The sequence below is a fragment of the Fundidesulfovibrio sp. genome, from assembly GCF_058402725.1.
Genome location: NZ_JBZVFJ010000145.1, coordinates 1 through 8,349 on the forward strand (window position 1 = coordinate 1; position 8,349 = coordinate 8,349).

The following is an 8,349-nucleotide window of genomic DNA, read 5'->3' on the forward strand; positions in this document are numbered from 1 at the left end:
TCCTCTCTGGCCGTCGGAGGCTTCATCCCTCGCTCAAGTCCTCCAATGCGACCAGAGAGGACGACGGCGTACCCGGTGAAGCCCGCGAAGCAATTGCCGGGTCCAGGGGGGGCTCCCCCCTGGCGGGTCCAGGGCGGAGCCCTGGCGGGAGAGGTCTGGAGAGGGCAGCGCCCTCTCCAGCGGGTGCGGGGCGGAGCCCTGGCCGCGCCGCCCCTGCGACCTCAGGGTTCGATGACCAGCAGGCGCGCGTTCTCCGGGTCGAGCACCTGGGCGGCGAGTTTGCGCACGTCTTCGGGGCCCAGTTGGCGCGCCTTGGTCAGCAGTTCGCGCTCGTAGTCGAGCGGCAGTCCGAAGGCCAGGTTTCCGGCGGCCTCGTGGCTGCGGCTCGAAAGGCTCTGGCGGTCCTGGTAGTAGTCTCCTTCCAGGGAGTTCATGGCGCGTTGCAGCAGTTCTCCTGGCAGGGGTCGGGCGGCGATGTCGCGGGCGATGCGGTCGAACCCGTCGAGGGCCTGCTGGCGTTTCTCCGGGGTGGTGCCGATGTAGAAGGCCAGGAAGCCGGTTTCCTGGGCCTGCCAGAGGAAGGCGGTGACGGAATAGCCCAGGCCCTGGTTGTCGCGCAGGTCTTTGAAGAGCAGCCCGCCCTGCCCGGCCAGGGCGGTCTTGAGCAGTTCCAGGGCGGGAGAGTCGGGGCTGTTCCTGCCGGGCACGGGGTAGACGCGCAGGATGTGCGTCTGGTTGCGTCCCGGGAGGTTGAGCGTGATTTGTTTTTCGCCGGTCCAGGCGGGCTTGGTGAAGCCGGGGGGCGCGGCGGGGGGGGACGCGCCCAGGCGTTGGGCCAGGTCGAGGATTTCCTGGCGGTCGAAGACGCCGCAGACGGCCATGGTCCAGGGCAGCGCGCGCTGGGCTTCCCAGTAGGCCCGGGCGTCTTCCGGGGAGAAGGCGGCCACGGTTTCGGGAGCGCCCGCCCGCAGGTAGCCGTAGTGGCTGCCCGGGAAGAGGAAGGGGAAGAGGTGGCGGAAGGCCAGGCTCATGGGCCGGTCCTGGGCCTGGGCGATCTGGGCGAGTTGGAGCTTGGCGGCGCGCTCGATCTCGTCCGGCGCGAAGGCGGGTTCCTGGACGGCTTCCGCCAGGATTTCCAGGACATCCCTGGAGAAGCGCGCGGGGTAGCTGGCGCTCACGGTGAAGCCGTCGCGGCCGGAGACGGCGGCGAGGCTGGCGGCGCGGTCGGCCAGGTCGTCCTCAAGCTGGTGTGTGGAGCGTTTGCGTGTGGAGCGCGTGAGGGCCTTGGCCGTGAGTTCGCCCAGGCCCTGTTGTCCGGGCGCGAGCAGGGCGTCGCCGCCGCGCCAGGAGAGGGCCACGGAGGCGTAGGGCATGGTGGGGTCGGGCAGGAGCACCAGGGCGCGGCCTTGTCCCAGCTCGATCACCTCGACGCCCGCCGGTTTGGCGTCTGGGGCCTTGGCCGCAGCCGGGGCGTGCTTGGGCCATGCGGCGGCCAGGGCGGCTGCGAAGCGTTGGGCTGCTTCCCGGGCCTCGTCCTGGTCCTTGCCGGGCAGGAGCAGCGAGAGGCTGGCGTTGGCGGGGTTGAGGTAGGTGTCGATGAGCCCCTGGAGTTCGGCGGGATCGGTGTTGCGCACGGCGTAGACGGCGTTGGCCTCGCCGGGGTCTCCGAAGCCGAAGAAGTGGTAGTAGGCGAGCTTGCTGGCAAGGCCGGAGAGGGTTTCGCGGGCGCGCAGGAGGGAGTCCTCGATGCCCAGGCGGGCGCGGTCCATTTCCTCAGCGGTGAAATCGGAGGCTTTCAGGGCGGCCAGTTCGGTCACGAGGGCCCGCCAGAATTCGGGGAGCTTGCCGGGGTCCAGGGTGGCGTCCACGGAGAGCATGCCGCCGCGCTCCAGGGTGATGGCCCCCACGTTCACGGAGTCCGCGAGCTGGAGGTCATAGACGAGCTTGCGGTGCAGCCGCGAGGTGCGCCCGCCGCCCAGGATGTCGCAGAGCACTTCCAGGGGGCCGTCCTTGGCGGAGTGCATGCCGGGCACGGCGAAGCTCAGGCGCAGGCTGGCCTTGCCCAGGTCCATGGCGGCGGCGTTGGAGGAGGGTCCGGCGGCGTTGGGGGGCATGTCGGCGGTGGGGGGCGGGAGGGCGTCGCGGTCGTTGGCCTGTTTGCCGAAGAGGCGCGCGGCCTCCTGGTAGACCTCGCGGGCGTCCACGTCGCCCACCACCACCAGGAGCATGCTCTGGGGCTGGTAGAGGCGGCTCACGTAGGCGCGCAGGCTCGCGGGCGTTGCGGCCTGGACGGTCTCGCGCGTGCCGATGATGGGGTGGGCGTAGCCCATGCCCTTCCAGACCTGGGCCTGGCTCATCTGGAAGAGGCGCTGGCCGGGTTCGTCCTGTCCCCGCTCCAGTTCGGCGATCACCACCTTCTTTTCCTGTTCCAGTTCCTCGGGGTTGAAGGCGGCGTTCCAGACCATGTCCTGGAGCACGTCCAGGCCCAGCTTCCAGGCGGCGCAGGGGAGGTTGGCCATGTACTGGGTGTAGTCGAAGCTGGTGGCGGCGTTGGCGTCGCCCCCGGCGGCCTCGATGTCCTGGGCCGCGCCGCCCTTGGGGCGCTTGCCGGTGGAGTTGAAGGCCATGTGTTCGAGGAGGTGGCTCAGGCCTTCCTGGCCGGGGGTTTCGTAGGCGGACCCGGCGCGCACGTAGAGGCGCTGGGCCACCAGGGGGAAGCGGTGGTCCTCCTGGACGAGCACGGCAAGGCCGTTGGGCAGTTTGGCCAGGATGCGGCCGTCGACTACGGGGGGAATGTCCGCGCCAGCGGGCGCCGGGACCGGCGCGGGAGCGGCCGGTGCGGCGGGAGGCGTGGCCGTGTCCGTGGTTTCGGCCGGAGCTTGGGGGGGCGGAGCTTGGGGAGCCGGAGCAGGATCTGGGGCGGTGAGAGCGGGCGCGGCCTGTTCCGGGAGAAGCGGCGTCTCCGGAGCCCGCTGGAGCCGGTCGTGGAGCACGAAGCCTGCGGCCACGGCGACCGCCACGAAAAGCACGACGAAGAGCCTGCGCATCATGGGAACTCCCTGGGGGGACGGGTAGCGGCGCCTTGCCGCCCCATCCCCATATCCCAAAGCCGTCCGCGCCGCCAGGGAATCGACGGACCGCCCGCCCGTCCCGCGCCCGGCCTTGATCATTTTCCGCAGGTCGCGTAGCCTCGCGAGACTCGGAGTCGTCTGTGGCGAATCCATCTCACCCGAGCCGTGCCATGCTGCGATACAAGCCGCCGCTTTCGCGACTGATCAACCTCACGCTCTTTACCGTGGTCACCACGGTGCTCGTGTCCGTGGGCGCGGCGGACTACCTCTCCCAGCGCAACACGCACCTACTCGGCCTGCACGAGGCGGTGGAGTCCACGGCGCGCCAGCTGGCCTCGGCCCTGGCCCTGCCCATCTGGAACTTCCAGGAGGACCTCACCCGCAAGATCGTGGACAACGCCCTGCAGGACCGGGCCGTTGTCTCGGTCGCGGTGCACGATTCGGTCACCGGGAGCGCGGTGGTGGTGCGACGCCGCGACGCCCAGGGCGAGCTGCGGGACGCCTCCGGCGACGAACCGCCCCTGGGCGAAATCCACGTGTTCCAACCCATCACCTACAACGGACGCCTCATCGGCAGCGTGGACATCCACGCCACGGACAGCCACGTGATCGAGACGTTGCGCGGGCTCATGTTCAAGATGCTCCTGGGCATCGTGCTCATGAACCTGCTTGTGGTGGGCCTTTTGCACATCGTGCTGGACCGGCTGGTGGTGCGCCCGCTCAAGGCCGTGGAAAACTACGCCGCGCACGTGAGCTCCAGCGAGGACGCCGACGCCCTGCCGCCGGTGGGCGCGCTGCCGCGCGAGGTGGAGAGCCTCTCGAGCTCCATCGTGGTGATGGTGCGCAAGCTGCGCGAACGCTACGAGGCCCTGGCCGCCTCCCGGCAGGGCCTGGCCGAGGCCGAAAGCCGCTACCGCGACCTCTACGAGAACGCCCTGGCGGGCATCTTCCGCTCCCTGCCCGACGGCCGTCTCATCTCGGCCAACTCGGCCATGGCGCGCATCCTGGGCTACGAGTCGCCCGACGCTCTGGTGGCCTCCATCACCGACCTGGGGTCCCAGATGTACCTGCGCGCCTGCGACCGCGACCGGCTCCTGAACGCCGTGGCCCGGCTGGGCCAGGTCTCCAACTTCCGTTTCCCCTTCCGCCGCGCCGACGGCGACGTGCGCCAGGGCCTGATCCACGTGCGCGCCGCCCAGGACGGGCACGGCCATTTCCTGCACTACGACGGCATCCTGGAGGACATCACCGAGCGCACCCGCGCCGAGGAACGCCTGCTGGCCGCGCACGCCTTCATCCAGAACATCCTGGACTCCATGCCCTCGGTGGTTATCGGCGTGGACGAGGCGTTGCACGTTACCCACTGCAACAAGGGCGCGCTCTCCGCCACGGGCCTGCCCGCAGACGCCCTGCTGGGCAGACGCTTCGACGAGGCCCTGCCGCGCCTGGGCGCGCACCTGGAGGCCGTGCGCACCGCCATGCGCGAGAACAAACCCGTCTCCCTGGACAGCCAAACCTACGAGCAGGACGGCGAACAACGACAGGAAGACGTGCTGGTGTTCCCCGCCTCCACCGGCTCCACGCCCGGGGCGGTGATCCGCTTGGACGACGTGACGGCCAAGACGCGCATGGAAAAGCTCATCCTGCAGACCGAGAAGATGATGTCCCTGGGCGGCCTGGCGGCGGGCATGGCCCACGAGATCAACAATCCCCTGGCCGGGGTGCTCCAGGGCGTGCAGAACATCTCCCGCCGCCTCTCGCCGGACCTTCCGGCCAACAAGGCGGCCGCCGAGAAGGCCGGGTGCCCCCTGGAGGCCGTGCGGCGCTACGTGGAGGACAGGGAAATCCTCGATTTCCTGACGGGCATCCGGGAATCGGGCGAGCGCGCGGCGCGCATCGTGGCCAACATGCTCTCCTTCACGCGGCGCGCCCAGGAGCAGTCCGTCCCCGTGAACCTGGCGGAACTGCTGGACCGCAGCGTGGAACTGGCCTCCACCGACTACGACCTCAAACGCATGTACGACTTCCGCCAGGTGGAGATCGCGCGCGATTACGCCCCCGGCGTGCCCCCCACGCCCTGCGCGCCCATGGAGATCGAACAGGTGGTGGTGAACCTCTTGCGCAACGCGGCCCAGGCGCTCTTCGCGCATCCCCCGGCGGACGGGCAACCGCGCATCCGCCTGAGGCTTCGCCGCGAGGGCGGCCACGCCGTCATCGAGGTGGAGGACAACGGCCCGGGCATCGCCCCAGCCGACCTGGGCAAGGTGTTCGAGCCCTTCTTCACCACGAAGCCCCCGGGCGAGGGCACGGGACTCGGGCTCTCCGTCTCCTACTTCATCATCACGCGCAACCACGGCGGGACCATCCGCGTGGAAAACGCCGAGGGCGGCGGAGCGCGCTTCGTCATCACCCTGCCCCTGGCCAAGGTCGCCGCCAGACAGGGCTGAAATCTCCCAAGGCCCGCCCCAAAGCCAGGCCTGTCCGTGCCGCATCCCTGCCCGGATCGCGCATGCCGGGGCTTGAGGGCGTCCTTCAGCTTCTGGCCATGGGCGCGTCCGGCCCCTCGAAGATCTGTCGCACCTTGGTGAGCGAGAAATCCTTGAGCGAGAGCCCCTCGTTCACCGCGCACACCAGCTTGAGGGGGCTCGCGTAGCGGTTGTCGCGCCAGGAGAAGACGATGGACAGTTCCGCGTCCTGACGCTCGGTGAGACCCGTCACCAGGGGGCGGATGTCCATGGTGCGCGCGCCGCGCTTGGTCACGCTGTACCAGGGGAAGTGTCCGGCAGCCAGGAAGTCCCGCCACTGGGCCACGCGCGTTGCCCGCTCCGCCTCGGGCAGGTGGTAGGCCAGACGGAATTCCTCGGCCACGGGCTGGGCCACCTTCTTGCCCATGCCCAGCGGATCGGTCCGCAGGATCTTGAGTCCCTCGGGCAGCGCGGCCCCGAGCTTTTCCGACACGGCGCCTGGCAGCGCGGGCTCACGCAGGAAGAGCGCGAACCACTCCTCCCGGCTCTCCACGCCCACGGGCAGGGCCCAGCCGAAGGTGATCATGGGCATGGGGTGGAACCCCGCCGAGAACGACGGCTTGAGCCCCGAGCGCCTGAGCGCGCGCTCCAGCACGCTGGCCAGCTCCAGCTGGCTCAGGTATGCCGCCGGGCCGGTCTTGGAGAACCACACGCGGTAGTGGGCCGCGCGCCGCGTGAGCTCCTCGCGCGCCTGGGGCCTGGGGGAGGCCGCGTTCCCGCCGCCCTCCTGCGCACCCGCGGACGCATCCGGGGCGTCCTCCCGGGGCTCTCCGGCAGGTTCCTCGCGGGATTGCTCCATGGAAGCCTTCCACTCGGGCTGGCCCCGGTTGAGCCTTGGGCGCACGCCCGAGGCGTCCTGCTCGTCGCCGCAGAGGGCCGGGCAGGCCCCGCAGCGCACGCAGTCGCCGTAGCGGCAGTCCGGCGTGGCCTTTTCCGCCAGGGCGCGCTCACGCTCGCCCAGCAGGTGGCGCGGGGTGACGCCGCAGCCCAGGTGGTCCCACGGCAGGGGGGCGTCCAGGGGCCGGGCGTCCAGGAAGGCTCCGGCGTCGATGCCGCACTCCCGGAAGGCCTGCTCCCAGGGGGCCAGGTCCAGGTGTTCCACCCAGCTGGAGAACGTCGCGCCCAGGGCGTAGGCGCGCTCCACCGCCGGGGCCAGCTCGCGCCCGCCCCGGGAGAAAACGCCTTCCAGCCAGCTCATGCGGGGCTCGTGCCACTTGAGGGTGATGCGCTTGTAGGGCGCGATGCGCGCCTTGATGAGCCCAAGGCGGCGCTCGGTCTCCTCGCGTCCGATCTGGGCCTCCCACTGGAAGGGGGTGTGGGCCTTGGGCACGAAGGTGGAGACGGCTGCCGTCACCTGGAGGCGCTTGGCCCCGCGCGGGGCGCGCCCGAGAACCTTCACGGCCAGGTCGGCCAGGGCCTCAAGGTCCTCGTCGGTTTCCGTGGGCAGGCCGATCATGAAATAGAGCTTCACCGACTGCCATCCCGCCGCGAAGAGCCGCTCGGCGTGGTCCAGGATGTCGTCTTCCGTGATGCCCTTGTTGATCACGCGGCGCAGCCTCTCGCTGCCCGCCTCGGGGGCCACCGTGGCCCCGGTGCGCCGCAGCTTCGCCATGAGCCCCAGCATGCGCGGCGAGAGCGTGCCCGCGCGCAGGGACGGAAGGCTGATGGCCACCTGATCGGCCAGGCAGCGCTGGGCCGACTGCTCGAAGAGGCTCTCCAGGGCCGAAAAATCCCCTGTGGAGAGCGAAAGGAAGGACAATTCCTCGTAGCCGGAGGCCGCCAGCCCTTCCCCGGCGATGCGCCCGAGTTCCGGCAGGCTGCGCTCGCGCACGGGGCGGTAGATCATGCCCGCCTGGCAGAAGCGGCAGCCGCGCGTGCAGCCCCGGGCGATCTCCAGGCTCATGCGGTCGTGCACGGCCTGCCCGCAGGACACGGCGGGCAACAGCGGGAACGGGGCCTGGTCCATGTCGGCCACCACGGCTTTCTCAACGCGCCCGTAGCCTTCCACGAGGGGCTTGGAGCCCTCGAAGAACGCGGGCACGTAGACGCCCCGGACGGCGCGCAGCGCGTGCAAAAGGCCCGGACGGTCAAGCCCCTGGGCCTTGGCGCGGTCGATGGTCTCCAGCACCTCGGGCAGGGCCTCCTCGCCGTCGCCCAGGACCATGGCGTCCACGAAGGGGGCCAGGGGCTCGGCGTTGAAGGCGCAGCCGCCGCCCGCCAGGATCAGCGGATGCTCCGCCCCGCGCTGGTCCGCGCGCAGGGGGATGCCCGCCAGGTCCAGCATGAAGAGCACATTGGTGTAGCACAACTCGTGCGTGATGTGGAACGCCACGGCGTCCAGCGCCGCCAGGGGCGTGTCGGACTCCAGGGTGCACAGGGGCTCGGCGTGCTCGCGCAGCACCTGGGCCGCCTCCCGCGAGGGGGCGTAGACCCGCTCGGCCCAGAGGTGCGGGCGGCGGTTCACGGCCTCGGAGAGGATCTTCTGGCCCAGGTAGCTCATGCCCACCTCGTACATGTCGGGGAAGGCGAGGGCCACGCGGACCGAGACGGAGGCAGGGTCCTTGCGGACCGCGCCCCACTCGGCCCCGGCGAAATGGCTGGGCTTGGGGAGAAGGCGCAGGATGCGTCGCATGGTGGATGGTCGCCGGGAAGGCCCGGCCTTTGTTGAGAGGGTTGGCGTCCCGGGCCTGGACGATCGGCTCGGCGGGCGGCGCGGCGCTGAACTCCCCGGCGCGACGCGCTCCCCGGTGCGG

Annotated in this window: 3 protein-coding genes; 1 reads left to right on the forward strand and 2 read right to left on the reverse strand. The window is 70.7% G+C overall.

The features are described from left to right. Nucleotides 1-221 precede the first annotated feature (221 nt). On the reverse strand, nucleotides 222-3,050 hold the full coding sequence (locus ACV4UX_RS15475) for a M16 family metallopeptidase (protein WP_491594180.1): 2,829 nt from the start codon (nucleotides 3,048-3,050) through the stop codon (nucleotides 222-224). A 191-nt stretch (nucleotides 3,051-3,241) separates the two neighbouring features. Here ACV4UX_RS15475 and ACV4UX_RS15480 point away from each other — a divergent pair, with 191 nt between their 5' ends. After that, complete coding sequence (locus ACV4UX_RS15480) at nucleotides 3,242-5,518, forward strand: PAS domain-containing sensor histidine kinase (protein ID WP_491594181.1); 2,277 nt, start codon at nucleotides 3,242-3,244, stop codon at nucleotides 5,516-5,518. An 85-nt stretch (nucleotides 5,519-5,603) separates the two neighbouring features. On the opposite strand, the gene ACV4UX_RS15485 is transcribed toward ACV4UX_RS15480, so the two are convergent. Continuing rightward, on the reverse strand, nucleotides 5,604-8,228 hold the full coding sequence (locus tag ACV4UX_RS15485; protein WP_491594182.1) for a TIGR03960 family B12-binding radical SAM protein: 2,625 nt from the start codon (nucleotides 8,226-8,228) through the stop codon (nucleotides 5,604-5,606). Between the last annotated feature and the right edge of the window lie 121 nt (nucleotides 8,229-8,349).